Source organism: Burkholderia sp. Bp9143 (assembly GCF_003853645.1).
Taxonomy (GTDB): domain Bacteria; phylum Pseudomonadota; class Gammaproteobacteria; order Burkholderiales; family Burkholderiaceae; genus Burkholderia.
The window spans coordinates 54382-79808 of the sequence record NZ_QTPO01000042.1; the positions used below are offsets into that span (position 1 = coordinate 54382).

General features: G+C 68.9%; 24 protein-coding genes and 1 pseudogene. 7 read left to right on the forward strand and 18 right to left on the reverse strand.

The features are described from left to right. Positions 1-32 precede the first annotated feature (32 nt). From iolE to DIE23_RS27715, 3 genes are all read left to right on the forward strand, one after another. On the forward strand, positions 33-962 hold the full coding sequence (gene iolE / locus DIE23_RS27705; RefSeq protein ID WP_124615026.1) for a myo-inosose-2 dehydratase: 930 nt from the start codon (positions 33-35) through the stop codon (positions 960-962). 30 nt (positions 963-992) lie between these two features. Beyond that, positions 993-1811: a 5-deoxy-glucuronate isomerase gene (iolB, locus tag DIE23_RS27710; protein WP_124615027.1), complete on the forward strand. Its 819-nt coding sequence runs from the start codon at positions 993-995 to the stop codon at positions 1809-1811. 92 nt (positions 1812-1903) lie between these two features. After that, on the forward strand, positions 1904-2398 hold the full coding sequence (locus tag DIE23_RS27715) for a heme-degrading domain-containing protein (RefSeq protein WP_124615028.1): 495 nt from the start codon (positions 1904-1906) through the stop codon (positions 2396-2398). Between the two features lie 22 nt (positions 2399-2420). On the opposite strand, the gene DIE23_RS27720 is transcribed toward DIE23_RS27715, so the two are convergent. The 8 genes from DIE23_RS27720 to DIE23_RS27755 all read right to left on the reverse strand — a co-directional run bounded on the left by DIE23_RS27720 (position 2421) and on the right by DIE23_RS27755 (position 9420). Then, positions 2421-3167, reverse strand: coding sequence for a glucose 1-dehydrogenase (locus tag DIE23_RS27720; protein WP_124615029.1), 747 nt, complete (start codon positions 3165-3167; stop codon positions 2421-2423). 169 nt (positions 3168-3336) lie between these two features. Then, entirely contained in the window at positions 3337-4041 is a 705-nt protein-coding gene (locus tag DIE23_RS27725; protein WP_124615030.1) for an ABC transporter ATP-binding protein, read from the reverse strand. Next, positions 4038-4787, reverse strand: coding sequence for an ABC transporter ATP-binding protein (locus DIE23_RS27730; RefSeq protein ID WP_124615031.1), 750 nt, complete (start codon positions 4785-4787; stop codon positions 4038-4040). The genes DIE23_RS27725 and DIE23_RS27730 overlap by 4 nt, the downstream gene beginning before the upstream one ends. Then, positions 4784-6010, reverse strand: a complete 1227-nt coding sequence (locus DIE23_RS27735; RefSeq protein WP_124615032.1) for a branched-chain amino acid ABC transporter permease — start codon at positions 6008-6010, stop codon at positions 4784-4786. The genes DIE23_RS27730 and DIE23_RS27735 overlap by 4 nt, the downstream gene beginning before the upstream one ends. Then, positions 6003-6953: a branched-chain amino acid ABC transporter permease gene (locus tag DIE23_RS27740; RefSeq protein ID WP_124615033.1), complete on the reverse strand. Its 951-nt coding sequence runs from the start codon at positions 6951-6953 to the stop codon at positions 6003-6005. The genes DIE23_RS27735 and DIE23_RS27740 overlap by 8 nt, the downstream gene beginning before the upstream one ends. Next, positions 6953-7390 (reverse strand): thioesterase family protein, encoded by a 438-nt coding sequence (locus tag DIE23_RS27745; protein ID WP_124615034.1) that lies wholly within the window; start codon positions 7388-7390, stop codon positions 6953-6955. The genes DIE23_RS27740 and DIE23_RS27745 overlap by 1 nt, the downstream gene beginning before the upstream one ends. 130 nt (positions 7391-7520) lie before the next feature. Further along, positions 7521-8057 (reverse strand): NUDIX domain-containing protein, encoded by a 537-nt coding sequence (locus tag DIE23_RS27750; RefSeq protein ID WP_124615035.1) that lies wholly within the window; start codon positions 8055-8057, stop codon positions 7521-7523. 121 nt (positions 8058-8178) lie between these two features. Next, a complete protein-coding gene (locus DIE23_RS27755) occupies positions 8179-9420 on the reverse strand; it encodes a YbfB/YjiJ family MFS transporter (RefSeq protein WP_124615036.1) in 1242 nt (413 codons plus the stop codon). A gap of 124 nt (positions 9421-9544) precedes the next feature. Here DIE23_RS27755 and DIE23_RS27760 point away from each other — a divergent pair, with 124 nt between their 5' ends. After that, the gene (locus DIE23_RS27760; RefSeq protein ID WP_124615037.1) at positions 9545-10462 is read left to right on the forward strand and encodes a LysR family transcriptional regulator; all 918 of its coding nucleotides are present in this window, start codon (positions 9545-9547) and stop codon (positions 10460-10462) included. 137 nt (positions 10463-10599) lie between these two features. Here the strand turns inward: DIE23_RS27760 and alaS are convergent, their stop codons facing one another. Continuing rightward, positions 10600-13224: an alanine--tRNA ligase gene (gene alaS / locus DIE23_RS27765; protein WP_124615038.1), complete on the reverse strand. Its 2625-nt coding sequence runs from the start codon at positions 13222-13224 to the stop codon at positions 10600-10602. A 238-nt stretch (positions 13225-13462) separates the two neighbouring features. Between alaS and DIE23_RS27775 the strand changes: the two genes are divergently transcribed. Then, the gene (locus DIE23_RS27775; RefSeq protein WP_124615039.1) at positions 13463-14683 is read left to right on the forward strand and encodes a CaiB/BaiF CoA-transferase family protein; all 1221 of its coding nucleotides are present in this window, start codon (positions 13463-13465) and stop codon (positions 14681-14683) included. A gap of 114 nt (positions 14684-14797) precedes the next feature. On the opposite strand, the gene DIE23_RS27780 is transcribed toward DIE23_RS27775, so the two are convergent. Next, positions 14798-15346, reverse strand: coding sequence for an alpha/beta hydrolase (locus DIE23_RS27780; protein WP_124615040.1), 549 nt, complete (start codon positions 15344-15346; stop codon positions 14798-14800). A 172-nt stretch (positions 15347-15518) separates the two neighbouring features. Then, positions 15519-15728, reverse strand: coding sequence for an ornithine acetyltransferase (locus tag DIE23_RS27785; RefSeq protein WP_124615041.1), 210 nt, complete (start codon positions 15726-15728; stop codon positions 15519-15521). Between the two features lie 252 nt (positions 15729-15980). On the opposite strand from DIE23_RS27785, the gene DIE23_RS27790 reads away from it, so the two are divergent. Beyond that, on the forward strand, positions 15981-17690 hold the full coding sequence (locus DIE23_RS27790; RefSeq protein WP_124615042.1) for a glutamine--tRNA ligase/YqeY domain fusion protein: 1710 nt from the start codon (positions 15981-15983) through the stop codon (positions 17688-17690). Between the two features lie 120 nt (positions 17691-17810). Here DIE23_RS27790 and DIE23_RS27795 read toward each other — a convergent pair whose 3' ends face one another. The 3 genes from DIE23_RS27795 to DIE23_RS27805 all read right to left on the reverse strand — a co-directional run bounded on the left by DIE23_RS27795 (position 17811) and on the right by DIE23_RS27805 (position 20147). Further along, on the reverse strand, positions 17811-18281 hold the full coding sequence (locus tag DIE23_RS27795; RefSeq protein ID WP_124615043.1) for an NUDIX hydrolase: 471 nt from the start codon (positions 18279-18281) through the stop codon (positions 17811-17813). Between the two features lie 11 nt (positions 18282-18292). Beyond that, positions 18293-18679 (reverse strand): hypothetical protein, encoded by a 387-nt coding sequence (locus DIE23_RS27800; RefSeq protein WP_124615044.1) that lies wholly within the window; start codon positions 18677-18679, stop codon positions 18293-18295. A 127-nt stretch (positions 18680-18806) separates the two neighbouring features. Beyond that, positions 18807-20147 (reverse strand): cytochrome-c peroxidase, encoded by a 1341-nt coding sequence (locus DIE23_RS27805; protein ID WP_124615045.1) that lies wholly within the window; start codon positions 20145-20147, stop codon positions 18807-18809. Positions 20148-20368: 221 nt separating this feature from the next. Here DIE23_RS27805 and DIE23_RS27810 point away from each other — a divergent pair, with 221 nt between their 5' ends. Further along, positions 20369-21955, forward strand: coding sequence for an acid phosphatase (locus tag DIE23_RS27810; protein ID WP_185646545.1), 1587 nt, complete (start codon positions 20369-20371; stop codon positions 21953-21955). Between the two features lie 104 nt (positions 21956-22059). On the opposite strand, the gene DIE23_RS27815 is transcribed toward DIE23_RS27810, so the two are convergent. The 4 genes and pseudogenes from DIE23_RS27815 to DIE23_RS27830 all read right to left on the reverse strand — a co-directional run. Then, complete coding sequence (locus tag DIE23_RS27815) at positions 22060-23532, reverse strand: alginate export family protein (RefSeq protein ID WP_124615047.1); 1473 nt, start codon at positions 23530-23532, stop codon at positions 22060-22062. After that, positions 23529-24227 carry a YoaK family protein gene (locus tag DIE23_RS27820; protein WP_124615048.1) on the reverse strand — a complete coding sequence of 233 codons (699 nt, stop codon included), beginning with the start codon at positions 24225-24227 and terminating at the stop codon, positions 23529-23531. The genes DIE23_RS27815 and DIE23_RS27820 overlap by 4 nt, the downstream gene beginning before the upstream one ends. Continuing rightward, positions 24224-25162: a glyoxalase gene (locus tag DIE23_RS27825; RefSeq protein ID WP_124615049.1), complete on the reverse strand. Its 939-nt coding sequence runs from the start codon at positions 25160-25162 to the stop codon at positions 24224-24226. Before DIE23_RS27825 ends, DIE23_RS27820 begins: the two co-directional genes overlap by 4 nt. Before the next feature lie 2 nt (positions 25163-25164). After that, positions 25165-25427, reverse strand: a pseudogene (locus DIE23_RS27830) (DoxX family protein); the annotation flags it as partial.

Genomic DNA, 25427 nt, shown 5'->3' on the forward strand with positions numbered 1-25427 from the left:
CGACAACAACATTCGAACCAAGGAAGCAAGCCATGAGCTGGAACGTTCGCATCGGTATCAATCCCCTGTCGTGGATGAACGACGACCTGCCGTCGCTCGGCGGCGAGACGCCGCTCGAGACGGCGCTGAAGGAAGGCGCCGAGATCGGCTACGCGGGCTTCGAGCTCGGCAACAAGTTTCCGAAGACGGGCCCGGAGCTGAAGGCGAAGCTCGCCGAGTTCGGGCTCGTATGCGTGTCGGGCTGGTATTCGGGCTTCCTCGCGGAAGTCGCACCGGGCATGAGCGATGCCGACGCGGTCGCCGCCGAGATCGAGCGCTGCCGCGCGCACATGACGAAGCTGCAGTTCAACGACGTGAAGGTCGTGGTGTACGGCGAATGCGCGGGCACGATCCAGGGCAGCATCGACACGCCGGTCGCGAAGCGGCCGCGCTTCGTCGACGATGAATCCTGGCGGCGCTACGCGGCGCGCCTCGACGCGTTCGGCGCGCGCCTGCTCGAGACCTACGGGATCAAGCTCGCCTACCATCACCACATGGGCGCGTACGTCGAATCGCCGGACGACGTCGACCGGCTGATGGCGCTGACCGATCCCGCGAAGGTGTTCCTGCTGTTCGACACCGGCCATGCGTATTTCGGCGGTGCGGCCGATCCGGTCGCACTGCTGAAGAAGCACGTGGCGCGCGTCGTGCACGTGCACTGCAAGGACGTGCGGCCGCAGGTCGTCACGCAGGCGCGCAACGGCGGCTGGAGCTTCCTGAACGGCGTGATCAACGGCACCTTCACCGTGCCGGGCGACGGCGCGCTCGATTACGAAGCGACGCTGCGCACGCTGAAGGACGCCGGCTACGAAGGCTGGCTCGTCGTCGAGGCCGAGCAGGACCCGGCCGTCGCGCCGAGCTATCAGTATGCGAAGAAGGGCTACGAGTCGCTGCGCGCGATCGTCGACCGGTTGAGCGCGTAAGCCCTGTCACCTCATCGAGAAACTCACGCCATGACGATTTCCCCCCTGCTGGTCAAGGCATCCGCCGACCGCGAAATCTGCAACGTGACGCCCGAGTCGGCCGGCTGGAAACACGTCGGCTTTCGCGCGCTGCGCTTGAAGGCCGGCGACACCGAAACGCTCGACACGGGCACGCGCGAACTGTGCGTCGTCGTGCTCACGGGCACGCTGCGTGCGCAAGTCGACGGCGAAACCTACGACGCGCTCGGCAAGCGCGACAGCGTGTTCGAGGAAGTGTCGCCGGACGCGCTGTACGTGCCGGGCGGCAAGACCGTCACGCTGATCGCGACGCGCGACGCGGAAGTCGCGCTGTGCACCGCGCCTTACGCGAGCGGCGACAAGCACGTGCAGCGCCTCGACGGCGAACGGATGCGCCGCGCGGTGCGCGGGCAAGGCACCAACACGCGCTACGTGTGCGACATCCTGATGGGCGACAACCCGGCCGCGGACCGGCTGCTCGTCGTCGAAGTGATCACGCCCGCGAGCCATTCGAGCAGCTATCCGCCGCACAAGCACGATCGCGACGCGGCGCCCGACGAAACGTCGCTCGAGGAAACCTATTACCACCGGATCGATCCGCCGCAGGGCTTCGCGTTCCAGCGCGTGTACACGGACGACCGCAGCCTCGACGAAGCGTGCGCGGTCGAGAACCACGACGTCGTGATGGTGCCGCGCGGCTATCACCCGGTGGTCGCGCCGCACGGCTACAACCTGTATTACCTGAACGTGATGGCCGGGCCGAGCCGCGCGTGGGCGTTCAAGAACGATCCCGCGCACGAGTGGATGCTCGACGCGGCGCCCAAGCGCTAAAGCGTTGATGCGTTGATGCACTGAACGATCGACGGCGGACGCGCGACGCAGGACACGCGCGCGAACCGGATTTGCGACGACACGGAGCTGCCATGGTGCCCCCCTTCCCGCGCTTCGCACCCACGCCTTTCGGCGACACTGCGTCGGCCCCGATGCTGTCGCACTTCGATGCCGACGTCGCGCGCCGGCTCGGCGACATCGCGGTCAATCTCGCGTCGCGGCGCGGGCTGCCGATCGCGGTCGGCATCGTCGGTGAAGCCGCACCGCTGTTCTATTGCGCACTGGACGGCAGCCGCGCCGACGACAGCGACGCGATCCGCCGCCGGCAGAACACGGTGTTTCGTTTCGGCGTCAGTTCGCTCGAGGTCGGTGCGCGCTTTCGCCGCGCCGGCTGGTCGTTGCGGTCGCAGGGATTGTCGGACGCCGACTATGCGCTCGACGGCGGCGGCGTGCCGTTACGGCTTGCCGGCGGCGGGATCGTCGGCGCGATGACGATCGCAGGGCTCGACGACGAACGCGATCACGCGCTCGTCGTCGAGAGCCTGCGCTGGCATGTCGGCGCGAACGCGCTCGCGATGATCGCATAGCGGCGCACGCCGACCTGGCGCGTCAGTGCAGCCCGCCGCTCGCGACGAGACGTTCGCCGGTCAGCCAGCGTGCATCGTCCGATGCGAGGAACACCGCCACCGACGCGATGTCGTCCGGCTCGCCGAGGCGGCCGAGCGGCGTCTCGCTGCGCACCTGCTTGTCGAGATCCGAGCCGATGATGCCCGCGCTGTGCGTGCCTTCGGTCACGACCATCCCCGGGTTGATCGCGTTCACGCGAATCTTGCGCGGGCCGAGCTCGAGCGCGAGCACGCCGGTGATCGCGTCGACGGCGCCCTTGGTGCCGCTGTACACGGCGCTCGCGGGCGGCGTGATGCTCGTCACCACCGAGCTGATGTTGATGATGCTCGCGCCTTCGCCGAGATGCTTGACCGCTGCCTGCGTCGTCAGCAGCACGCCGAGCACGTTCGTGTCGAACTGCCGGCGATAGTGCTCTTCGGTGATCGCTTCGATCGGCGCGAATTCGTAGACACCGGAGTTGTTGACCAGCACGTCGAGACGGCCGTAGGTGTCGATCGCGGTATCGACGATGCGCTGTGCGTCCGTTGCCTTCGTCACGTCGCCGCCGACCGCGACCGCGCGGCCGCCCGCTTCGACGATCGCGCTCACGACCGCGTCGGCACCGGCCTTGCTGCTCGCGTAGTTGACGACGACCGACGCGCCCTCGGCGGCCAGCGCCCTGGCGATCGCGGCGCCGATACCCTTGGACGCGCCCGTGACGATCGCCACCTTGCCTGTCAGCTTGCTCATGATTTCATTCCTCTATCGGAAGACCTTCGATGGATGGGTGCCGGTTGCCGTTTGCGGCTGGCGTGGTGAACCGGCCTTGCTGTGCATATTGGGGGGGCGCGCGGCGGCGATAAAGCGGCTCGGCACGAATTGACTGGCGGGGTTTGCCGAACAATCGGCGGGTGGAGGGTCAGCCGGCGCTGAGCCACGCGCGGGCAACGTCGCCTCCGACCCCTTCAAGCGCGCCGTCGTAGACGATCCGCCCGCGCCCCATCACCGCGACGCGCTGCGCAAGCCGCGGCGCGAGTTGCAGCCGCTGCTCGATCAGCAGGATCGCGACGCCGTCGGCCTGCAGCGCGGCCAGGCAGGTGCCGACCGCGTCGACCGCGAGCGGTGCGAGCCCTTCGGCCGGTTCGTCGACGATCAGCATGCGCGGGCGTCCCGCGAGCGCGCGCACCAGCGCGAGCACCTGCTGCTCGCCGCCCGACAGCCGCCCGGCCTTCACGTCCGCCCGTGCCGCCAGCAGCGGAAAGCGCGCGAGCAGCCGGTCGAGCGCCGCGCGTTCGGCCGCGCCGCGTGTGCCGCGCAGCCCGAGCCGCAGGTTGTCGCGCACGCTCAGCAGCGGAAACACGTCGCGGCTTTCGGCGACGTAAGCGACGCCGCGCCGCGCGATCTCGAACGTGCGCGCGCCCGCGCATTCGGCGCCGGCGATGCGCACCGAGCCCGCGGTGCGCACGAGTCCCATCACGGCCTTCGCGAGCGTCGAGCGGCCCGAGCCGTTGCGGCCGAGCAGCGCGAGCGTCTCGCCCGGCGCGAGCGTGAGATCGACGCCGTCGAGCACGGGCTGCATCCCGTACCACGCGCGCAGGCCGCGGATGTCGACCAGCGCGCTCATGCGCCCTCGCCGAGATAGGCGGCGCGCACGGCAGGATCGGCACGGATCGCGTCGGGCGCACCGGTCGCGACCACCGTGCCGCGCACGAGCACCGTGATGCGCTCGGCGAAGCCGAACACCGCATCCATGTCGTGCTCGATCATCAGCACCGTGCGGCCCTGCGTCGTCGCGCGGATCAGCGCGATCATCCGCGCCGCCTGGTCGCGGTTCATGCCGGCCGTCGGTTCGTCGAGCAGCAGCGTGCGCGCGCCGCTCGCGAGCGCGATGCCGAGATCGAGCGCGCGCTGTTCCGCATAGCCGAGTTCGCCGGCCGGCGCGTCGCGCCGCGCATCGAGGCCGATGTCGTGCAGCACGCGCGCGGCCGCGCGATCGACCGACGCCGATTCGCGCAGCCGGTTCCACCAGCGCCGCCGCTCGGCCGGCGCATGCAGCGCCGCGCAGCGCAGGTTGTCGAACACGGAGAGCCGTGCGAACGCGCTCGTCTGCTGGAAACTGCGGCCGATGCCGAGCCGGCTCGCGACGACCGGCCCGCGCCCGCGCAGCTCGACGCCGTGCAGCACGACGCGCCCGCGCGTCGGCCGCGTCGCACCGGCAATCACGCCGAACAGCGTCGACTTGCCCGCGCCGTTCGGCCCGATCAGCGCGTGACGCTCGCCGGCCGGGACGCTCAGGTCGATGCCGTCGAGCACGGTCTGCACGCCGAAGCGCTGCACGATCCCGTGGAGCGCGATCGCGTTGCCGTTCATTGACCGTCCTCCCGCTTGCCGTGCCCGTGGTTCATCAGCCGCGCGCGCCAGCCCCAGAGCAGCGTGCCGATGCCGGCCGCCGAGCACGCGACGACCCAGCCGGCCGGTGCATCGGCGTCGATGCCCCACGCGCCGAACGCGATGCCGGTGCCGTCGTCCTGTGCGAAGCGCCACGCATAGCCGAGTTCGGCCGCGCAGACGATCGCGATCCCCCAGAACACGCAGGCGCCGACGCCGCACAGCACGCGCCAGCGCTCGGCGGCCGGTGCGTCACGGCGCAACGCATGCGCGAGCGCCTGCGCGATGCCCGCGATCCCGCGCGGCGCGGCGACGACGACCGCGACGAACAGCACGCCGAGATACAGCGCCCATGCGCGCGACACACCCGCGACGACGACGCTCAACGCGGTCAGCACGACGGCACCGGCCGCCGGCCCGAAGAACGTGCCGGTGCCGCCGATCACCGCGGCGATCAGCACGGTCGCCGAACGCGCCATCGACACGCTGTCGGGCGTCGCGATCTCGACGTCGATCAGCGTCAGCGTGCCGGCGATGCCCGCGAAGAACGACGCGCAGGTGACCATCGCGAGCCGCACGCGGCGCGGCTCGGTGCCGAGCGCGGCAACGCGCGCGGGGTTGTCGCGCACCGCGTTCGCGAGGCGCGCGAGCGGCGTACGCGTCAGCGCATGCATCGCCAGCGCCGACACGATGCACCATCCGGCAATCACGGCGTAGGCCTGCGTTTCCGCGCCGAAATGCCAGCCGCCCCAGGGCGGGCCGCTCGCGCGGTCGATCGGCACGCCGCCGAGACCGCCGAACCACGCGGGCACGCTCCACGCCGCGGCCGCGACGCATTCGCCGAGACCGAGCGTGATCATCGCGAACACGGTGCCCGCGCGGCGTGTCGCGAGCAAGGCGGCCATGAACCCGAAGCCCGCGCCGGCCACGCCACCGACGAGCGGCAACAGCGGCAGCGGGCCGCCGACATGATTGAACCAGTGTGCGGCCGCGAACGCGCCGAGGCCCGCGCATGCGGCATGGCCGAACGACAGCAGACCTGTCGTGCCGAGTTGCAGGTTGTATGACAGCGCGAGCACGACGAGTGCGGCCGTCTGCGCGAGATAGCCGAGCACCGCGCCATGCGGCCACAGCCACGCGGGCAAAACCAGGCACACGACGAACAGCACCCAGCGCAACGCGCCGGCCCGCGCGTGGCTAGCCATCGACACGCTCGCCGAACAGCCCGCGCGGACGGGCGACCAGCACCGCGACGAGCAGCAGGTACGGAACCAGCGGGGCGAGTTGCGCGATCGACACGGCAGCGACGCTGTCGGGCAGCGCGATGCCTGCCGATTGCGCGAGATCGCGCAGCGACGTGTCGCTGGACGCCGCGAAAGTCTGCGCGAAGCCGACCGCGAGCGACGCGACGAACGCGCCGCCGAGCGAACCGAGCCCGCCGATCACGACCACCGCGAACACCACCGACCCGACGGTCTCGGCCAGCGCCGGCTCGATCACCGCGAGCGGCGCGCCGATCACGCCGGCCAGCGCCGCGAGCGCGGTGCCCGCGCCGAACAGCCCCGTCATCACGCGCGGCACGTCGTAGCCGAGCGCTTCGACGGCCGCGCGGTGCGTGAGCGCGGCGCGCACGACCAGCCCGATCCGCGACGCGCGCAACAGCGCGCCGAGCGCGACCAGCATCGCCGCGGACATCGCCATCATGAACAGCCGGTAGCGCGGCAGCGCGAGGCCGAACACGGTCACCGGCGCGCCGTCGAACGGCTGCGGCACCGGAGCCGGCAGCGGCGCGAGGCCCCACAGAAGTTTCGCGCCCTCGCCGATCAGGTACGCGAGGCCGAAGGTCAGCAACAGTTCGCTCGTGTGGCCGCCGCGCGCCTGCACGCGGCGCAGCAGCCCGCGCTCGCAGCCGGCGCCCAGCAGCCCGACCGCGAGCGGCGCGAGCACGAGCGCGGGCCAGAAGCCCGCGCGGGCCGCGATGCTGTAGCCGACGTACGCGCCGAGCATGTAGAAGCTCGCATGCGCGAAGTTCAGCACGCCCTGCACGCTGAAAATCAGCGTCAGGCCGGCCGACAGCATGAACAGCAGCAACCCGTAGCTGAGGCCGTTGAACGCCTGGAGCGCGAACGCGTGCACCACCGCGCCCATCAGCCGGCGAGCGGTTCGAGCGCCGCGCGCAGCGCGTCCGGCAGCGGCACCGGGCGGCGCGTGCCGCGATCGACGTATACATGCACGAAATGCCCCTGCGCGGCCGGCGCGGATTCCCCCGCCGCGAACAGCCCGATCTCGTAGCGCACGCTCGACGTGCCGAGTTTCGCGACGCGCAGCCCCGCATCGACCGACTGCGGGAACACGAGCGGCGCGAAGTAGTTGCACTGCGTCTCGACCACGAGCCCGATCGTCTGCCCGTGCTCGACGTCGAGCACGCCCGCGCGGATCAGGTATTCGTTCACGACGGTGTCGAAGTAGCTGTAGTAGACGACGTTGTTCACGTGCCCGTAGACGTCGTTGTCCATCCAGCGGGTCGTAATCGGCAGGAAGTGGCGATAGGCGTCGCGCGGACGCGGCTGCGGCTTGTCGGACATGGCGATGGCGGTCAGGACGAGGAGGACGTCGCGCGGCGGCCGTGCGGGACGGCCCGCCCGCGAACGGCGGAATGCCGCGTCGCGACCGTGCGCGGCGCGGCGGATGACATGCCGGGAGCGGCGCGGCCCATCACTGCCCCGCTCGGTCGACGAATTCGAAATCGAGGCCGCGCGCGCGCATCCAGTCGGCCAGCGCATAGCCGGTGCCGGCGCGCCATGGGCGCAACATCGGCGGATCGACGAGCCGGTATTCGAGCAGTTCCGGCGACAGCGCAACGGAGCCCGACGCGCGCACGTGGTACGCGATGATCAGTTCGTTCTTGCGGATGAATTCATAGACGCCGACCAGCGTGACCTGCTCGGCCTTCAGCGCGGTTTCCTCGAACACTTCGCGCGCGATGCCGTCCTCGGGTGTCTCGCCGTTCTCGAGGAAACCGGTGATCAGCGCGAACATCCCTTCCGGCCAGGCCGCGTTGCGGGCGAGCAGGATCTTGCCGTCGAGCTCGACGATCGCGGCCACCACCGGCAGCGGGTTGTTCCAGTGCACGTAGCCGCACGCGTCGTCCGGACAGGCCTGGCGGACACGGCCGCCCTCATGTTCGGAATCGGCACGCTCGGTCAGCGGACGCGCGCAGCGCGGGCAAAAACGATAGTCGGCGGTGGTCATCGAGGAAATCTGGCGAGCGCCCGGCGGCGGCCGGCAGGCCGCGTCGCGCGCCCGCTCGGCGCGGGAAAGGCTTCATTCTAGCGAGTTTGCCCGCGCCGCAGACGATCCGGCCCCGATGACGTCAGGGTTGCGCGCGCCCGCGTGCGGCGGTCGCCGCGAAGCCGGCGGCGCCGACGAGCAAGGCGCCCGCCGCGACCCACAGCGCCGGCGAGAACGACCCGAAGCGCGCGGTCAGCGGCGCCGCGACGAGCGGACCGAGAATCTGCCCGACCCCATACGACGCGGTCGCATAGCCCATCAGCCCGGCCGCGCGTTCGCCGTGCAGGCGCCGCGCCTCGCGCATCGCGAACAGCGTGATCGCCGTGAACGGCAGGCCGAGCAGCGCGCTGCCGACCGAGAAGCCGGCCGCGTTCGGCCACACGATGCCCGCCGCGATGCCGAGCGCCTGCGTCGCGCAGCCGGCGGCAAGCAGCAGCCGGTTGTCCCAGCGGCCGGGCAGCCGCGCGGCGGCGATCGCGCCGACGATCAGCGCCGCGCCGAACATCGGCCAGAACAGGTCCGGCCACGGCGAGCCGGCCGGCAGCGCGGCGCGCGCGATCACCGGCAGAAACGTCGCGGTGATGATGTAGCCGAAGCCCGGCATTCCGTACAGCACGACGAGCCACGCGGCGTCGGCCCGATGGCGCCGCGCGTCGTGCGGTGCCGCGGCCGTCGCCGCATGCCGGGCGGACGCGGCCGGCGGCAAGGCTGCCGGCGCCGACACACCGCCGAAGGTGCGCCAGATCGCGACCGACAGCACCGCCGACAACGCCGCGAAGCCGAGCCAGCCGGGCGCCGCGCGATGGCCGGCCAGTGCGCTGCCGATCAGCCCCGTCAGCACGATGCCGACGCCCGGCCCCGCATAGATCACCCCGCTCCACTCGGGCGCGTGCAGCTCGGTGAGCCGTCGCAACCCCCATTGCGACACGAACACGAACGTCCACGCGCTGACGACGCCCGCGACGAAGCGCACCACGAGCCACAACGGGAGCAGATGGCCGACGCCCATCGCGGCGGTCAACAGGACGGTGGCGGCCAGCCCGAAGCGCACCATCCGCGCGGGCGCGACCCGGACCGCCGCGCAGCTGACCGCGCCGACGAAATAACCCGCGTAGTTCGCCGATGCGAGCCAGCTGCCCGCCTTCAGGCCGATCGAGCCATCGGCGAGCATCAGCGGCAGCAGCGGCGTGAATGCGAAGCGGCCGACGCCGAGCGCGACCGCGAGCCCGATCATGCAGGCGAGCGCGGCCGCGCGGGCGCGGCGGTCGGCATCATCGGACAGGTGCGCGCCGGCAGCGGCGCTCGGAGCATCGAAACGGGACATGGCGGCATGGGCCGAGCGCGTTGTGTGTCGGCCGGAACGGAAATCGGAATGCTTGTATCGTAGCTTGACCAAACGTTCTCGAAAAATGAATAATTGAGAATATATCCATCGCACGGAGAGAATCATGGACCTGGCGGCGCTGGCGATTTTCCGGGCCGTCGTGCGCGAGAACGGCGTGACGCGCGCGGCGGCGAAGCTCAATCGCGTGCAGTCGAACGTGACGACGCGCATCAAGCAGCTCGAGGAGGAACTCGGCGCGGCGCTGTTCGTGCGCAACGGCCGCCGGCTCGTGCTGACGCCGGCCGGGCACACGCTGCTGCCGTACGCGGAGCGGCTGCTCGCGCTTGCCGACGAGGCGCGCGACGCGGTGCGCGAGGACACGCCGCGCGGGCGGCTGCGGCTCGGCACGATGGAAAGCACGGCCGCGAGCCGGCTGCCGACCGTGCTCGCGCGCTATCACCATGCGTGGCCCGACGTGTCGCTGGAACTCGTGACCGGCACGACCGGCTGGCTGATCGACAAGGTGCGCGACTTCGAGATCGACGCGGCGCTGTTCGCGCGGCCGCCCGAGCCGGACACGCTGCCCGACACGTTCGAGACGGTGCCGATCTACCGCGAGGATCTGGTGCTGCTGACGCCGCGCGGCCATCCGCCGGTGCGCACGCCGCGCGACGTGATCCTGCCGACGCTGATCGCGTTCGAGCGCGGCTGCACGTACCGGAAATACGTCGAGCAATGGTACGCGGCGCACGGGATGAAACCGGCGCGCGTGCTCGAACTCGGTTCGTATCATGCGATCGTCGCGTGCGTCGCGGCCGGCGCGGGCATCGCGGTCGCGCCGCGCTCGGTGCTCGACCTGCAGCCGGAAACCGGCAACGTCACGGCACACACGATTGCCGAATTCGAAGGGATCGACACGCTGCTCGCGTGGCGGCACGGTTACGCATCGGCGGCGCTTGCCGCGCTGCGCGATGCGCTCGGTGAGGCTGCAAGGCAGCCGGGCGATGCGGCCAAGGCGCCGGCGGCAACGGTACCGGCCTGATTCGGCAGCGCCGGCGACAGGCACGCGTTCATCCCGTGCATAAAATGAAACGACCCGACCGGCACACCTGCCGGTCGGGTCGTTTTTTCGTGGGATGCGACGAGGTCAACAAGACCGCGTCACATCAGCCGTGACGCTCAAAGACGCGCTTCGATCCAGCCCTTGACGCCCGCCAGCGCGCCCGGCAGGTTCGCCGGTTCCGTGCCGCCTGCCTGCGCCATGTCCGGACGGCCACCGCCCTTGCCGCCGACCTGCTGCGCGACGAAGTTCACGAGTTCGCCCGCCTTGACCTTCTTGCTCGCATCCGGCGTGACACCCGCGATCAGGCTGACCTTGCCGCCTTCGACAGCCGCCAGCACGATCGCCGCGCTCTTCAGCTTGTCCTTCAGCTTGTCGACCGTCTCGCGCAGCGTCTTCGCGTCCGCGCCGTCGAGCGTCGCGGCCAGCACGTATACGCCGCCGACTTCGACGGCCTGCTGCGCGAGCTCGTCGCCCTGGCTCGAAGCGAGCTTCGACTTCAGCGCGCCGAGTTCCTTCTCGAGCGACTTCACCTGGTCCTGCACCTGCGCGATGCGCTGCGTGAGTTCCGACGGCTGCGCCTTCAGCGCGGCCGCCGCTTCGTTCACGCGGGCGTCGAGATCCTGCACGAAGCGCACCGCGTTGTCGCCGGTGATCGCCTCGACACGGCGGATGCCGGCCGCGACGCCGCCTTCGACGACGATCTTGAAGAAGCCGATGTCGCCGGTGCGGTGCACGTGCGTGCCGCCGCACAGTTCGCGCGAGAAGCCGAGGTCCAGCACGCGCACTTCGTCGCCGTACTTCTCGCCGAACAGCGCCATCGCGCCGCCCTTCACCGCTTCGTCGTACGGCATCACGCGCACGATGCCCGGCGCGTTCGCGAGAATTTCGTTGTTGACGATCTGCTCGACGCGACGGATTTCGTCGTCGGTCATCGGCGCGTTGTGCGCGAAGTCGAAGCGGGTTTTCTCCGCATCGACGAGCGAACCCTTCTGCTGCACGTGCGCGCCGAGCACTTCACGCAGCGCCTTGTGCATCAGGTGGGTCGCCGAGTGGTTGCGCTGCGTGCGCGCGCGACGATGCGCGTCGATTTCCGCGCGCAGCACGTCGCCGATCTTCAGCGTGCCCTGATCGAGCGTGCCGTGGTGGCCGATCACATCGGCCTGCACCTTCAGCGTGTCGGCCACCGCGAAGCGCGTCGCGGCGTTCGCGAGCACGCCCTGGTCGCCGACCTGGCCGCCCGATTCCGCGTAGAACGGCGTGTGGTCGAGCACAACGACCGCATCCTGGCCGGTCTTCACTTCATTGACCGACGAACCGTCGACGTACAGCGCGACGATCTTCGCGTCGTCGAACGCGATTTCTTCATAGCCGTGGAACGTGGTCTTCGCGCCCGCGTATTCGAGGCCCTGCGCGGCCTTGAACTTGCCGGCCGCGCGCGCCTGCTCGCGCTGGCGTGCCATCGCGTCGTCGAACGCCGGCTCGTCGACCGTCATCCCGCGCTCGCGGCACACGTCGGCCGTGAGGTCGAGCGGGAAGCCGTAGGTGTCGTGCAGCTTGAACGCGAGTTCGCCGTCGAGCACCTTGCCGCCCTTCGCCTCGACGTCGGCCAGCGCGGCCTCGAGGATCGACATCCCGTGCTCGATCGTCTCGAAGAAGCGCTCCTCTTCCTGGCGCAGCACGTCGGTCACGCGCTGTTCGGCTTCCTTCAGCTCCGGATACGCGGCACCCATCTCGGCGACGAGGTCGGCCACCAGCTTGTGGAAGAACGAACCCTTGCGGCCGAGCTTGTAGCCGTGGCGGATCGCGCGGCGCACGATGCGGCGCAGCACGTAGCCGCGGCCTTCGTTGCCGGGGATCACGCCGTCGACGATCAGGAACGAGCACGCGCGGATGTGATCGGCGATCACCTTCAGCGAGTTGTTGGTGAGGTCGCTGATCTCGGTCACGCGCGCGGCGGCCTTGATCAGGTTCTGGAACAGGTCGATCTCGTAGTTGCTGTGCACGTGCTGCAGCACCGCCGCGAGGCGCTCGAGGCCCATGCCGGTGTCGACCGACTGCTTCGGCAGGCGCGTCATGTTGCCCTGCGCGTCGCGGTTGAACTGCATGAACACGAGGTTCCAGATCTCGATATAGCGGTCGCCATCTTCTTCAGGCGATCCCGGCGGGCCGCCCCACACGTCCGGGCCGTGGTCGTAGAAGATCTCGGTGCACGGGCCGCACGGGCCGGTGTCGCCCATCGTCCAGAAGTTGTCCGACGCGTAGCGCGCACCCTTGTTGTCGCCGATGCGGATGATCCGCTCGGTCGGCACGCCGACTTCCTTCGCCCAGATGTCGTAGGCTTCGTCGTCTTCCTGGTAGACGGTGACCCACAGCTTGTCCTTCGGCAGCTGATAGACCGTGGTCAGCAGTTCCCACGCGAAGCGGATCGCGTCGTGCTTGAAGTAGTCGCCGAACGAGAAGTTGCCGAGCATCTCGAAGAACGTGTGGTGGCGCGCCGTGTAGCCGACGTTCTCGAGGTCGTTGTGCTTGCCGCCCGCGCGCACGCTGCGCTGCGCCGTGGTGGCGCGCGAGTACGGACGCGGGTCCGTGCCGAGGAACACGTCCTTGAACTGGACCATGCCCGAGTTCGTGAACATCAGCGTGGGGTCGTTACCGGGCACGAGGCTCGACGAGCGGACGATCGTGTGGCCCTTCGATTCGAAGAATTTGAGGAATTTCTCGCGGATTTCGGCAGCTTTCATGGCGTGCGGGGAATGTCTGGCTGAGACGGCTTCAAACGCCGGCCGTCCTCGCGGACGCACGGCGGGCAAATATCGTAAACGATCGATTATACGATACAGACCGGCGGCCCAGACGGCAGCGGCCCGGCGCGCCGGACGAGCCGGCTGGGCCACCCGCGCGCCCGATTCGCCTTAAGATGCTCGGCATGCCAATTCGCCCTGCCCGGCCGGGCGAGCCATGAAAGGAGACGATTCGACGATGGGTGCCCTGAGCCATATCCGCGTGCTGGACCTCACCCGCGTGCTCGCGGGCCCGTGGTGCGCGCAGACGCTTGCCGACTTCGGCGCGGACGTGATCAAGGTCGAGCGCCCCGGCGCCGGCGATGACACGCGCCACTGGGGGCCGCCGTACCTGAAGGACGCGGACGGCGCCGATACGGCCGAGGCCGCGTACTACCTCGCGGCGAACCGCAACAAGCGCTCGATGACGGTCGACATCGCGACGCCGGAAGGCCAGCAGATCGTGCGCGAACTCGCCGCGCAGAGCGACGTCGTGCTCGAGAACTACAAGGTCGGGCAGCTGAAGAAATACGGGCTCGACTATGAATCGCTGCGCGCGGTGAAGCCCGATCTCGTCTACTGCTCGGTCACGGGTTTCGGCCAGACGGGCCCGTACGCGCATCGCGCGGGCTACGACTTCATCGTCCAGGGCATCGGCGGTTTCATGAGCATCACCGGCGAGCGCGACAGCGAGCCGGGCGGCGGCCCGCAGAAGGCCGGCGTCGCGATCGCCGATCTCGCGACGGGCCTCTATTCGACGATCGCCGTGCTCGCCGCGCTCGCGCACCGCGACCGCACGGGCGAAGGCCAGTACATCGACATGGCGCTGCTCGACGTGCAGGTCGCGCTGCTCGCGAACATGAACACCAACTTCCTCGCGAGCGGCAAGCCGCCGGTGCGCTGGGGCAACGCGCACCCGAACATCGTGCCGTACCAGACGTTCCAGACGAGCGACGGCTGGATCATCGTCGCGGTCGGCAACGACGGGCAGTTCCGCAAGTTCGTCGAGACCGGCGGCCGGCCCGAGCTGGCCGACGACGAACGGTTCGCGGCCAACCCGTCGCGCGTGCGTCATCGCGACACGCTGGTGCCGATCCTCGCGGAGATGGTGAAGACGCGCGCCAAGGCCGACTGGATCGGCGCGCTGGAAGCGGCCGGCGTGCCGTGCGGGCCGATCAACGAACTCGACGAGGTATTCGACAACGAACAGGTGGTCGCGCGCGGGATGCAGGTGTCGCTGCCGCACCCTTGCGGCGCGGACGTGAAGCTCGTGCGCAATCCGATCCGGATGAGCGCGACGCCGCCCGATGCGCGCACCGCCCCGCCGCTGCTCGGCGCGCAGACGGAAGAGGTGCTGCGCGAGATGCTCGGCTACGACGACGCGCGCATCGCGGCGCTGAAGGCGAAACAGGCGATCTGAGCCGGCCCGGACCCGTGCGCTGCGGCACCATCGGGTGCGCGGCGGCGTGCCCGATGGCGCGGGCTGACGGCTAACGGCTGACGGCGGGTGGATCGATGGACCGATCGCGAGCGGCTAGTGCGTAAGCGCGTCGAGCCAGCCGCGTGCGTCGGGCCAGTCGCCGAGCCCGCTGTCCGCGTTGATGTGGCCGCGCGGGCCGAGGTCATGGAAGGCGCTGCCCCACGCGTGCGCGCAGCCGCGCGCGAACGCGATCGAACCGTACGGATCGTCGCTGCTCGCGACCACGCAGGTCGGAAACGGCAGCCGTTCGTGCGGCACCGGTCCGAAGCCGTGCGCGTCGGCCGGAAAGGCCGGCCCGGCCGGATCGGGCAACGCGACGAGCAGCGCGCCGCGCACCTTCGCGAGCGCGGCCGGCCGCGCGTAGCGGGTCGCCCACCACGCGGTGGTCAGTGTGCCGAGGCTGTGCGCCGCGATCGTCACGGGGCCCGGTGCGGCTTCGACCGCGCGATCGAGCGCGCAACACCAGCCGTTGCGGAACGCGCGGTCCCAGTCGGGCATCGCGACGCGCACGAAACGCGCGTCGGCGCGCTCCCAGCGGCTTTGCCAGTGCAACGGACCGGAGTTGCCGTAACCCGGCAGCACGAAAACGAGAGAGTCGCTCATGGAAGGTTCGTCGACGAATGAAGTCGTTATGTGATGTCGACGAAGTGTCGCACACCCGCTCCTCCCTGATGCTGCCTGTCGAATCGCGGAATGGGTGTGCGGAGGATGGGCGGGTCGTGACGCGCGGCAGACGCGGTCACGACCGGCCGGCGCTCACGCGCGCCGGCTTCGATCAGCGCACGCCGGCGCCGACCAGGCCGCCTGCGGCGGCGCCGGCGACCGTGCCGACCGGGCCGCCCGTGATCAGGTAGCCGAGCGCGCCGCCCGCGGCCGCGCCGATACCGGCATTACGTTGCGTCGTCGTCATGGCGCATGCACCGAGCTGCGACAGGGCCGCGACGATGATCGCGGTACGAACGAGAAAGGTGGTCTTCTTCATCATGATTGTTGGTGTCCTCCCGCCAGGCAAAAAGATCGAATGGCGGCATTGAATCGGTAAAGCCATCATAGGAAAACCCGAACGCGCCGGGCAATCCGATTTACGTCGTGTTACAGCGGACACACTATCGAGATATTGCGATCCGCATCGCGAACCGGCCGTGAGGGCGCGCGACCCGCGCGGGACGGACCCCGGTCAGGTAGAATTGCAGGATTAAACCGGCGCGACGCGCCGACACAACCTGACGCCAACCGCATGAGCACCGAACGTAACGACGCCCCCGCGGCTTCCAATTTCATCCGCAACATCATCGACGACGACAACCGCACCGGCAAATGGGGCGGCCGTGTCGAAACGCGCTTTCCGCCCGAGCCGAACGGCTATCTGCACATCGGCCACGCGAAGAGCATCTGCCTGAACTTCAGTGTCGCGCGCGACTACGGCGGCGTGTGCCACCTGCGCTTCGACGACACGAACCCGGAAAAGGAAAGTGTCGAGTACGTCGACTCGATCGTCGACGCGGTGCGCTGGCTCGGCTTCGACTGGCGCAAGGATGCGGTCGATCACCAGTATTTCGCGAGCGACTACTACGACAAGCTGTACGAATTCGCCGAGTTGCTGATCCAGAGCGGCAAGGCGTACGTCGACAGCCAGAGCGCCGAGGAAATGCGCGCGAACCGCGGCTCGCTGACCGAAGGCGGCAAGCCGTCGCCGTACCGCGACCGTGCGCCCGAGGAGAACCTCGACCTGTTCCGCCGGATGAAGGCCGGCGAGTTCAAGGAAGGCGAGCACGTGCTGCGCGCGAAGATCGACATGGCTTCGCCGAACATGAACATGCGCGACCCGGTGATCTACCGGATCCGCTACGCGCACCACTACCGCACCGGCGACGCATGGTGCGTGTATCCGATGTACGACTACACGCACTGCATCTCGGATGCGCTCGAGGGCATCACGCACTCGCTGTGCACGCTCGAGTTCGAGGATCACCGCCCGCTGTACGACTGGGTGCTGAACGAACTCGCGGAAGCCGGCGTGTTCACGCGTCCGCTGCCGCAACAGATCGAATTCTCGCGCCTGAACCTCACGTATGCGATCACCAGCAAGCGCAAGCTGCTGCAGCTCGTCACCGAAGGGCACGTCGAAGGCTGGGACGACCCGCGCATGCCGACGATCGTCGGCATCCGCCGCCGCGGCTTCACGCCGGGGAGCATTCAGCTGTTCTGCGAGCGGATCGGCGTGACGAAGGTCGATTCGTGGATCGACATGAGCGTGTTCGAAGGCGCGCTGCGCGACGACCTCGACGACAAGGCGCCGCGCTCGGTCGCCGTGCTCGATCCGCTGAAGCTCGTGATCGACAACTATCCGGAAGACCTCGAGGAAGCATGCACGGCACCCGTGCATCCGCATCACCCGGACCGCGGCGTGCGCACCTTCCCGATCTCGCGCGAGCTGTGGATCGAACGCGAGGACTTCGTCGAGAACCCGCCGAAGGGCTATTTCCGCCTGTTCCCGGGCAACAAGGTGCGTCTGCGCTATGGCTACGTGATCGAGTGCACCGGCTTCGACAAGGACGCCGACGGCAACGTGACGGCCGTGCACTGCAACTACTTCCCGGACAGCAAGTCGGGCACCGAAGGCGCGAACACCTACAAGGTCAAGGGCAACATCCACTGGGTCAGCGCGAAGCATGCGCAGGCGGCCGAAGTGCGGATCTACGACCGGCTGTTCAAGGAGCCGCACCCGGACGCGGGCGGCGCGAACTTCCTCGAGGCGCTGAACCCGGATTCGAAGAAGATCACGCAGGCCTACGTCGAACCGGGCGCCGGCGACGTCGCGCCGGAAACGCGCCTCCAGTTCGAGCGTCATGGCTATTTCGTCGCCGACCGCGTCGATTCGAAACCGGGCAAGCCCGTGTTCAACCGGATCGTCGGGCTGCGCGACAGCTGGGGCAAGCCGGCCTGACGGCCAGCTCCGCGCGCGGCGCGGCGGCCTGGTGCCGCCCGCCGCGTGACGAAAAAAACGGCCTTCGGGCCGTTTTTTATTGCGTGTGCGGAAATCGCTCGGCAGTGCCTGCGGCCGCGCTCACGCGCTCGCCAACCGCCGGTGCAGATCCGCGAGCGACAGCGTCGTGCGAAACAGCCGTGCGAGGCTGCGGCTCGCATACGCGTCGACATCGCCGGGCGCGGTCCAGCGGTACGCGTCCATCTCGGGAATCAACGAGCCGTCGCGACGGCTCGGGAACAGCGACGTGCACGTGCACTGCGCGGGATCGATCTCGTCGTCCGCGACCTGCACCGCGAACAGGTGCAGGTCCTTGTCGTGACGGTACGCGAAGCGGCCGAGATCGAGCAGCCGCGCCGGCGCGAACGCGATGCCGGTTTCCTCGCGCAGCTCCCGCAACGCCGCGTCGGCCGGCGATTCGCCGGGCTCGCCCTGCCCCTTCGGGATGTCCCAGTGCGTGGTATCCGTCGCATGCGCGAGGAATACGCGGCCGGCCCCGTCGAGAATCACGATGCCGCACGATACCGTGCGCGGCGCACCGCTGCGCTTCATTGCACGCGTGCTCAGCGCTTCTGCAGCTGCCACTTGCCCGCGGCGGTCTTGCAATAGACCGGCTTGAGCGTCAGCGTCTGGCCCTTCGCGGAAATATCGGTGGCGATCTCGCGACAGGTCTTGCCGTCACTCTCGGACGTCGACGGCGTGAGCTTCGCATCGATCTGCGTGCCGCGACCGCTGCTCTGCCAGGTCGTGGTCTCGCCGTCCTTGCCTTCGTCGCGCACCTGCGCCACGGCCTTGGCCAGCGACGCGCGGTCGGTGTTGCTGAAGTAGGCCAGCGGCGTGTCGTTCAGAAAGCCCAGGTTGCTCTGGGCATGGGCGGGCAGCATCGCGGCTGCGCACGCGGCGCCGGCCAGCACGCGCGTGACGACGGAAAGGGATGCACGCATCGACATGTGTTGTTCTCCTTGGATGTTCGATCGAACGGCATGGCGCGCGGCCGGCGAACCGGGGGCCGGCCATCCGGCACGTGCCACGCCCGTCAGCCCGCGAGCATAGCATGCGTGTCGCAACGAACGTCGCCTAGCGCGCCGCCGACGTGGCTGCCGGTTGATATCCGTCGGTCAGCGTGTTCAGGAACGCGATCACGTCCTTGATCTCGGCCGCGTTCAGTGCGGGCGCGTCGCCGCGCTTGCGGTCGAACGGGGGTTCGCGGTTGATGTTCGGCCAGTAGCGCTTCGGCAGGTCGTCGTAGACCTGCACCTTGCCGTGCACGACCGGATAGAACTTCTCCGGATGAATGTCGCGTTCGACGTAGAAGCGCATCACGTCCTCGAGCGAGTGGTATACGCCGTTGTGGAAGAACGTCTTGCGCAGCGCGACGTTGCGCAGCGACGGCGTGCGGAACAAGCCGCAGAATTCGTCGCGGCCCTTCAGGTCGGTACGCTCGGGGCCGCACGCGCCGAGATCGTGAAAGCGCGGATCGCGATTGACCGGCAGCGCGCGGTTGCGCGGCACCGCGATCGCGATCAGGCCGAAATCGCTGAACGGCGGCGGCCCGCCTTCGAGCGTGCGCTGGCTCACGTGGCAGCTCGCGCAGTTGCCCTTCTTCTCGTCGTTGAACAGCTGCAGCCCGCGCAGTTCCGCAGGCGTGAGCCGCGCGTGTCCGGCGAGATAGGCGTCGTACTTGCTCGTGTACGGATCGAACAGCGCCGGCTGCTGCTGGAATGCGTCGAGCGCGCGCAGCACCGCACCGAACGTCGCCTGGTCGTCGCCGAGGACCTGATCGCCGAACGCCTTGCGGAACGCGTCGGCATAAGGTGCGGCGCGAACCGCTTTCGCCACCCGCGCCGGCGAACTGCTCATCTCGAATGGCGACGTGAGGGGAATGCGCGCCTGCGCATCACGCGTGTCGACGCGACCATCCCAGGTCAGCCCGCCGGTCGGGCCCGCGTCGATGCTTTCGTCACCTTCGTCCGGCGAATCGTGGAAGTGCTCGCTGAACGGCGGAATGCCGCGCAGGTACTTCAGCGACGGCACCGCGCGAAAGCCCGTGCGGTGCATGTCGTCGCCGCCGAGTTGTACCGACAGCGCGTTCGGCGGCCCGAACGCATGCTCGGCGCTATGGCACGACGCGCATGCGAGCTTGCCGGACCCCGACAGCGACGGATCGAAGAACAACTGCTTGCCGAGCGCCGTCATCTGCTTCACGCCCTCGAACACCTGCGCGCGCGTCTGAGGCTGGCTGGCCGGCGCGACCGCCGGAGCTGCGTGGGCCGCCGGCACGACGGAGACGGCCGATGCATCGGCACCGGGACGCGCATCGCAACCGGCGAGCGCCGCGAGCCCGCCAGCCAGCGCCAGCGTCGCCGCGGCAGGGATCAACGATCGCGCGGACGCGAAGGATTTCAGAAGGCTGTGCATCGTCGTTCTTCTTGTAGCGGTGGGCAATCGGCCGGAGCTTATGTCAGTTCCGTGACCGTTGCATGACGTTCGACCGACAGTGAATTGAAAGCGCCCCTACACCCGCCTGTCAAATCGGTTCCAGATAATGCGCGCAGCCGGTCGGTACCCGAAGGTTCCCGCGCTGGCCCTACACCACCGCGATTCCCACACGCGACAAACGACGAAAGAGAGAACATCGCATGAAGAAGCACGCCTGGATTCGTTACACGCCGATCGCCCTCGCGGCCGCGCTCAGCCTGAGCGCCTGCGGCGGCGACGATGTCACGCAGCAAGGCCTGTCGGCCGTCAAGAACGTCGTCGTGATCTACGCGGAAAACCGCAGCTTCGACAACCTGTACGGCAACTTCCCGGGCGCGAACGGCTTGCAGAACGCGACGGCGGCGAACTCGGTGCAGAAGGATCGCGATGGCTCGACGATGGCGACGCTGCCGAAGATCTGGGGCGGCCTGACCGCGACCGGCATCACGCCGGCGGTCACCGAGGCGATGACGGCGAACCTGCCGAACGCGCCGTTCGCGATCGATGATCCGAATGGCTTCAACCAGTCGATGAGCATCGCGACGCGCGACATCGTGCACCGCTTCTACCAGGACCAGATGCAGATCGACGGCGGCAAGAACGACATGTATGCCGCATGGACCGATGCGGGCGGCCTGACGATGGGCCACTACACGGCGGATCCGTCGAAGCTGCCGCTGTGGAAGATCGCGCAGCAGTACGTGCTCGCCGACAACTTCTTCATGGGCGCGTTCGGCGGCTCGTTCCTGAACCACCAGTACCTGATCTGCGCGTGCGCGCCGTTCTATGCGAACGCGGACAAGAGCCCGGCCGCCGGCAAGATCGCAGTCCTGAACGCCGACGGCAAGTCGCTGAAGGTCGCCACGAACTCGCCGGCCTCGGCGCTGAGCGGCGCGCCGAAGTTCGTCAACGACGGCGCGCTGACGCCGGACTTCTACGGCGTCAACACGATGCAGCCGGCCTATCAGCCGAGCGGCAACAAGGCGGCCACGGGCGGCGATCCGCTGCTCGCCGACCCGGCCAATCCGTCGACGATGCCGCCGCAGACGGCGACCAACATCGGCGACCTGATGACCAACGCGGGCGTGTCGTGGGCATGGTATGCCGGCGCGTGGAGCCAGGCGCTGCAGGCGAGCCAGAACGGCACGTCGAACGTGATCTACGGCGCCGATCTGTCGACGCCGAACTTCCAGCCGCACCACCAGCCGTTCAACTACTTCGCGAACCAGGCGCCGGGCAGCGCGAGCCGCGCGCAACACCTGCTCGACGGCGGCGCGAACGGCGCCGAGTTCATCAAGGCGATCGATGCGGGCACGCTGCCGCAGGTCACGTTCTACAAGCCGCAAGGCAACCTGAACGAGCACCCGGGCTACACGGACGTCACCTCCGGCGACCAGCACATCGCCGACGTGATCGCGCACCTGCAGGCAAGCCCGCAGTGGAAGAACATGGTCGTCGTCGTCACGTATGACGAAAACGGCGGCTTCTGGGATCATGCCGCGCCGCCGACCGCCGATCGCTGGGGTCCGGGCACCCGCATTCCGGCGCTGATCGTGTCGCCGTTCGCGAAGAAGGGATTCGTGGATCACACGCAATACGACACGGGTTCGATCCTGCGCCTCATCACGCGCCGCTTCTCGCTGCCGCGCCTCGCGGGCCTGCAGCAGCGCGACGATGCACTGAAGGCGAACGGCGCGCAGCCGATGGGCGACCTGACGAACGCGCTCACGCTGTCGCCGAACCTGTAACGGCATCACCGCGAACGGGCCGGCCGCGCTGCCGTCCCGGACGAACGAAGGGCGGCCTCACGGGGCCGCCCTTTTTCATGCGCGCGCGTTGCCGCGCGGCCGCGTCACCAGCCGTACTTCAGCTCGACGCCGACGTAGTCCGCGTTGTGCCCGCCCGCCTGCCGGATCGCGTCGCCGACCTGGAAGTGCACGGCCTCGACCGCGCCGATCAGGTTCGCCGCGATCGTCCAGTCCGCGCGCAGCTGCACGTACATCCCCGTCCACAACCCGCCCTTGCCTGCCGTGCCCGGCACCGGGACGTTCGGCTGCTGATAGACGGCGTCGCCGGTCGTCTCGCGCCACTGGAAACCCAGCGCGCCAAGCAGCGACAGGTTCGCCGACGGCTTCAGCGTCACGGACGGCTTCACGTGAATCAGGTTCGAATACCCGGTGTAGCCCGCGAGCGTGAAGTAATAGCCGTTCGGGAACAGCGGGTTGAAGGTGCCGACGCGGCCGTCGTGCGGATGCCGGTCGCCCGATGCGGCGTCGACCTGCAGCGCGACGCGCGGCGACCACGGCGCATCGAGCCGGTAGCCGGCGATCGAGCCGACGGCCCACGCACCGATCGTGTTGTTGCCGACCGTCCCGGTCTGCAGCATCGTCTCGAGATCCCAGTCGAAACGGCCCTGCGTGCCCGTATAGCGCAGGTCCCACACGTCGCGACGCTCGCGGCCGCTCGCATCGAGGAAGCGCGCGTTGCTGCGGTTGTAGCGCGACCAGTAGCCGGACAGGTCGCCCGGCCCGACCGACTTCCGTTCGAAGCGCACGCCGCTGAACGTGAGATCGCGATTGGACACGTCGTCGAAATCGGACGCGTCGCGGTTCTGCACCGGTTGCGTCGCATAGCCGATGAAGCGCCATTTCCCGTATTCGTAATCGGCCCAGACCGCATCGAACGCCTGCCGCACGTTCGGGCCGTCGCGCACGGCGATGAAACGCTGCAAGTCGAACGCCATCTCCTGCCGGCCGACGCGGAACTTGAACGTGCCGCCGCCGAGCGCACCGGTGTAGGTCGCGAACGCCTGTTCGAGATCGAGCGGGTTCTTGTCCACCGGCGACACCGTGTTCTTGCCGAACGCGCGCGCGTCCTGCAATTGCGCGAAGAACTGCCAGTGCTGGCCCAGATGCGCATCGGCGTGCACTTCGACGCGCTGGATCAGGTACGTATCCGATTGCCCAGAGCCGATCCCGAACAGCGGCGCGTCGTTGGTCTCCAGCCGCTCGCGCAGGTTCACGCCGAGCGATAGATAGGATGCCGGATCGTTGCCGAGCGGAATGTATTTCAGCCCGTCGAGCGGCGCGCGCGGCACGCACGGATTGGCAAGCACTGACCAGTCCTCCTGCCAGCGGTTGAACAGCACCGTCGGTCGCTTCGCCGTGCAGGTTGCTGCGGTGGCGTCACCGGTTGTCGTTGTCGATGCCGCCGTTTCCGCGAACGCCGCGTCGGCGCCCGCGAACAACAGCCCCGCGACGATCGACATGCCGGCGACCCGCTCGAAGCGGCGCCCCTGGTGTCTCCCCTGTCTCCGCTCGATCATGCGCGCTCCTGCGTGATGGAACCGGCCGTTTGCGCCGCACACAGTGCGAGCGTCGCGAGCGCGCCGACAGGCACGAGCAGCGCCAGGAATCCAACGTAGCGAAACCCGAGCGCACCGCACATCGCGCCGAGCGCGAACGCGACGATCGCCGGCAGCATCTTGCCGAAGCGCGCCCGCGCCGCCGCGCGCGCGGCGTCGGTCGTGCCGGCCGACAGAAGGTCGACGACGTCGAGGATCGCCTGCGTCACGTTGCCCGTCATCACCGTGTTCGGCACGCCGCCGGCGCGCGGAATCACGCGCGGATGCGCGTTCTGCACGCCCATCGCGAACGTGCCGACGATGCCGGCCACCAGCACCGGCAGGCTGTCGGACTGCGTGACCGGCGTGGCCCACACGCCGGCCGCGCAGAAGCCGAGCAGCAGCACGGCCTGGACCGTATGCAGCGCACGCGCGCCCTGCCACGCCGGCCGCCCGGACAGCGACCGCGCGATCAGGCTCGCCGCGACGACGCCGCACACGAACGCGGGAAACACACTGAGCTTCAGCACGACACCCTGGCCGAAGCCCGCGATGCCCGCGCCGATCAGCACGAAGTTGCCCGTCACGTGCGCGGTGAACAGCCCGAACAGCGCGACGAAGCTCAGCGTATCGACGAAGCCCGCCACCGCGGCAAGAATCGTATCCTCGTGCTTCATCGCGCCGCGCTCGCGTGGATCTCGGCGACGTAGCCGCCCGGGAACTGCACGAGCGCCGCGTCGCGGCCGTCCGATGTGAACGGCGGCACGAGCACGGTCACGCCCGCGGCTTCGGCGTTCTTCAGCGTCGCGGCGAGATCGGGCACGTCGTAGCCCGTCATCTCGCGCCCGAACGGGTAAGGCAGGTGGCCGTCCGTCACGAGCACGGTCATCTTGCCGAAGCCCGACTCGATGCGAATCCGGCGATACGTGTCGTTCGGCCGGCCGATCTCGATGCCCGGCGCCTTCAGGTTGTCGGACACCACCTTGCCCTTCGAGAACTTGACGAAATCGTGCACGAACTTGCGTACGCTTTGCGGCGACACGTAGACGCGATTCTCGGGGATGGTCTGCAATGCGTCGTAGTTCGGTGCCTGGGTATGCCAGTAGAGCTGCATCTTCACGCCGCCCGTCCACGCAATGACCGCATCGCGGCCGATCGGATCGGGGAACGTGTCGACGATCACGTCGGCGCCGTGCTCGCGCGCCGACTTCACCGCGACGTCCATGTCCGTGACGAGATAGCCGGTGCGCTCCGCGCAGAACGGATACGGGATCGGTGTCTTGAAGCCGAACACCGAAATCGTGCCGACCGGCGTCAGCACGAGCTGCGACATCGTCTGGCTCGGCGTCGGCGTGACCTGGAACACGCCCTGCTTCGACTTCTTGCCGCCGAACGTCGCAACGAAGCTATCGGTGAAGCGGTCGAAGTCTTCCGGCGCGACGCACACGTGCGTCGTGTCGTATTGCGGACCGACGGCCACCGTCGGCGCGACCGCGGGCGGCACCGGCGGCTTCGCGAACGCCACCGGCGCGACGGCAAGGCCGCCCGCGACCATCACGGCGAGCAGCATTGAACGAATGGATTTCTTCACGGAATGTCCTGGTTGTTGCATCGTCATCGAATGGAGCGGCCGTCTCCGGCCGGTTGCCGCGCATCGTCGAGCACGGTCGCAAGCACGAGTGCCGCGATCAGCCCGAGATGCTCGAAAAAGCTGTTGAGCGCCATGAAATGCTCGGCGCCCGAGCGGTTCCAGAAGTCGTTCGCCACCACCATCGCGACGAGCGTCAGCATGCCGAGGCCGCCGGCGCCGAGCCACGTGAAGCGGCGAAACACCACGCACAGCGAGCCGCCGATCTCGACCACGACCGCCAGTGCCG

What these genes read in the sequence shown, in the direction of transcription:
- iolE (WP_124615026.1), top strand. Translation starts at nt 33, where the DNA reads ATGAGCTGGAACGTTCGCATCGGTATCAATCCCCTGTCGTGGATGAAC.
- iolB (WP_124615027.1), top strand. Translation starts at nt 993, where the DNA reads ATGACGATTTCCCCCCTGCTGGTCAAGGCATCCGCCGACCGCGAAATC.
- DIE23_RS27715 (WP_124615028.1), top strand. Translation starts at nt 1,904, where the DNA reads ATGGTGCCCCCCTTCCCGCGCTTCGCACCCACGCCTTTCGGCGACACT.
- DIE23_RS27720 (WP_124615029.1), bottom strand. Translation starts at nt 3,167, where the DNA reads ATGAGCAAGCTGACAGGCAAGGTGGCGATCGTCACGGGCGCGTCCAAG.
- DIE23_RS27725 (WP_124615030.1), bottom strand. Translation starts at nt 4,041, where the DNA reads ATGAGCGCGCTGGTCGACATCCGCGGCCTGCGCGCGTGGTACGGGATG.
- DIE23_RS27730 (WP_124615031.1), bottom strand. Translation starts at nt 4,787, where the DNA reads ATGAACGGCAACGCGATCGCGCTCCACGGGATCGTGCAGCGCTTCGGC.
- DIE23_RS27735 (WP_124615032.1), bottom strand. Translation starts at nt 6,010, where the DNA reads ATGGCTAGCCACGCGCGGGCCGGCGCGTTGCGCTGGGTGCTGTTCGTC.
- DIE23_RS27740 (WP_124615033.1), bottom strand. Translation starts at nt 6,953, where the DNA reads ATGGGCGCGGTGGTGCACGCGTTCGCGCTCCAGGCGTTCAACGGCCTC.
- DIE23_RS27745 (WP_124615034.1), bottom strand. Translation starts at nt 7,390, where the DNA reads ATGTCCGACAAGCCGCAGCCGCGTCCGCGCGACGCCTATCGCCACTTC.
- DIE23_RS27750 (WP_124615035.1), bottom strand. Translation starts at nt 8,057, where the DNA reads ATGACCACCGCCGACTATCGTTTTTGCCCGCGCTGCGCGCGTCCGCTG.
- DIE23_RS27755 (WP_124615036.1), bottom strand. Translation starts at nt 9,420, where the DNA reads ATGTCCCGTTTCGATGCTCCGAGCGCCGCTGCCGGCGCGCACCTGTCC.
- DIE23_RS27760 (WP_124615037.1), top strand. Translation starts at nt 9,545, where the DNA reads ATGGACCTGGCGGCGCTGGCGATTTTCCGGGCCGTCGTGCGCGAGAAC.
- alaS (WP_124615038.1), bottom strand. Translation starts at nt 13,224, where the DNA reads ATGAAAGCTGCCGAAATCCGCGAGAAATTCCTCAAATTCTTCGAATCG.
- DIE23_RS27775 (WP_124615039.1), top strand. Translation starts at nt 13,463, where the DNA reads ATGGGTGCCCTGAGCCATATCCGCGTGCTGGACCTCACCCGCGTGCTC.
- DIE23_RS27780 (WP_124615040.1), bottom strand. Translation starts at nt 15,346, where the DNA reads ATGAGCGACTCTCTCGTTTTCGTGCTGCCGGGTTACGGCAACTCCGGT.
- DIE23_RS27785 (WP_124615041.1), bottom strand. Translation starts at nt 15,728, where the DNA reads ATGATGAAGAAGACCACCTTTCTCGTTCGTACCGCGATCATCGTCGCG.
- DIE23_RS27790 (WP_124615042.1), top strand. Translation starts at nt 15,981, where the DNA reads ATGAGCACCGAACGTAACGACGCCCCCGCGGCTTCCAATTTCATCCGC.
- DIE23_RS27795 (WP_124615043.1), bottom strand. Translation starts at nt 18,281, where the DNA reads ATGAAGCGCAGCGGTGCGCCGCGCACGGTATCGTGCGGCATCGTGATT.
- DIE23_RS27800 (WP_124615044.1), bottom strand. Translation starts at nt 18,679, where the DNA reads ATGTCGATGCGTGCATCCCTTTCCGTCGTCACGCGCGTGCTGGCCGGC.
- DIE23_RS27805 (WP_124615045.1), bottom strand. Translation starts at nt 20,147, where the DNA reads ATGCACAGCCTTCTGAAATCCTTCGCGTCCGCGCGATCGTTGATCCCT.
- DIE23_RS27810 (WP_185646545.1), top strand. Translation starts at nt 20,369, where the DNA reads ATGAAGAAGCACGCCTGGATTCGTTACACGCCGATCGCCCTCGCGGCC.
- DIE23_RS27815 (WP_124615047.1), bottom strand. Translation starts at nt 23,532, where the DNA reads ATGATCGAGCGGAGACAGGGGAGACACCAGGGGCGCCGCTTCGAGCGG.
- DIE23_RS27820 (WP_124615048.1), bottom strand. Translation starts at nt 24,227, where the DNA reads ATGAAGCACGAGGATACGATTCTTGCCGCGGTGGCGGGCTTCGTCGAT.
- DIE23_RS27825 (WP_124615049.1), bottom strand. Translation starts at nt 25,162, where the DNA reads ATGCAACAACCAGGACATTCCGTGAAGAAATCCATTCGTTCAATGCTG.